Below are 1610 nucleotides of genomic sequence, written 5' to 3'. Positions count from 1 at the left end.
GGTTAGCGGCTGCGGTTGAGGGTGAGGAGGTGGGTGAGGATGTCGGTTTCGGGGAGGGGGTGGTCGGGCCAGCCGTAGGCGGCGGCGACGGCGTGGTCGAGGGTTTGGTGGGCGTTTTGGAGCCAGGCGGGGCGTTGGTTGTAGAGGTGGGTGAGGGTGCGTTGTTTGAGGTCGGCGTGGTGTCCGGGTTTGGGGAGGATGCGTTCGGGGTAGCCGGGGTGGATTTCGGGCTGGCGTTCGGTCCATTCGGGGGGGTTGAGCCAGTTGTCGCGCAGGGTGTTTAGGCGGTGGGCGACGTGGGGGGCGATGGCGCGGGCGTGGTCGCTGACTTCGGGGGCGACGTGGGGGACGATGGCGCCGCTTTCAAGGGTGTAGGTGCCTTGGCCGGTGTCGGCGGGGGTGAGGCCATTGGGGAAGGGGTAGGTTTCAAAGCAGGATTTGGCGTTGTAGGTTGGTCGCCCTCCTTCATTACCGTCGCCATGCCGTGAGGCGTTGGCCAGTGCCCACACTTGATGAATACGCGAGGAGAGAATGCCAAAGGTGGTATCGTCTTCGCGTGCGATAACCAAGAGTCGCGTATCCGGCAAAATCGCCGCATGGCACCATACGAAAAAACGGTGTTTGGCTACGCGGGGAGTTACGATATAGCGCGTTAATCCGTGTAATGCGGTGCGTAAGCTGACACGCGCTTCTTCGTGAATCCACCAGCGGCGGCGTGTACGTTCCCTTCTGACGGTTTCGCGGTATGGTTTAACGTGCGTCAGAACGTGGTTAAACGGTTGTTCATATAAGGCGGCGTCTGCTTCGGGCATATCAACACCAAAATCAATGATCCAGGTGTCAGAGGCGCGTCCGCTGATGTCTTGGCCATTGCGCCAGGGTTTGACAACCTCACTGTTGGGGCGGCCATGCGGATTGGGCAGTGTCAGCCAGCGACGCGCAAGTTCGCCGGGAATGTCAAAATCGCCATATTTTTTGGTGCCTTCAAATGCAATCGCATTCGCTGGTAAGGGGACGGCCTGTGTCAGGTCAATTCCACCCGCTTCTGATCCGGTGAGATCCGGGTAAATGTGTTCGACCTTTTGCCCATTGAGCTGAGCATCGGCGTGGTCTTCCATTCGTCCAAAGCCCACCAGTGATACGCGCACGGCGGCGCCTTCATTGACCCACGGTTCATCACTCCAAGCCTCAAAAATTTTTCCGCTTTGTACTATCCGCTCCAATACTTTGCGATTAGCGCCAGCGCGAATAGATTGCGTGGCAACTAAGCCGGCGGCGTGGGCGTGGCCGTTTGCTAATTGGGCGCGGGCTTTTTCAAACCAGTAGGTGACTAAATCTGCGCCGCCGGGGACACGTCCGGCATAGACGCGCTCCAGGGCGTGGAAATAATCATCGCCTAACAGGCCGCGTTTTTTGCTGCCGCCTAAAAACGGCGGGTTGCCGACGATGGCATCGGCGCTGGGCCAGTGGGCTTCGGTGCCGTCGTCGTTGAGTAGGGCGTCGCGTTGGTCGATGGTGTGCAGGGGGCGGAGGATGGGATTCATGGCGAGGGAAAAACCGTGTGCGAGCATCCATTGGATTTCGCCGATCCAGACGGTGACGCGGGCGAG

The 1610-nt window shown here is 59.7% G+C and carries 1 protein-coding gene; it reads right to left on the bottom strand.

Features of this window, described 5'->3' with window-relative positions:
* Positions 1-2 precede the first annotated feature (2 nt).
* Positions 3-1610: DNA methyltransferase (locus tag THISIDRAFT_RS00030; protein ID WP_336245391.1), on the bottom strand; the 1608-nt coding region annotated here is incomplete at its 5' end.

It is taken from the genome of Thiorhodospira sibirica ATCC 700588 (assembly GCF_000227725.2).
In the GTDB taxonomy this organism is placed as follows: Bacteria; Pseudomonadota; Gammaproteobacteria; order Ectothiorhodospirales; family Ectothiorhodospiraceae; genus Thiorhodospira; species Thiorhodospira sibirica.
The sequence above is the reverse complement of the archived record's forward strand: the minus strand, read 5'-3'. Positions and strand labels throughout refer to the sequence as shown.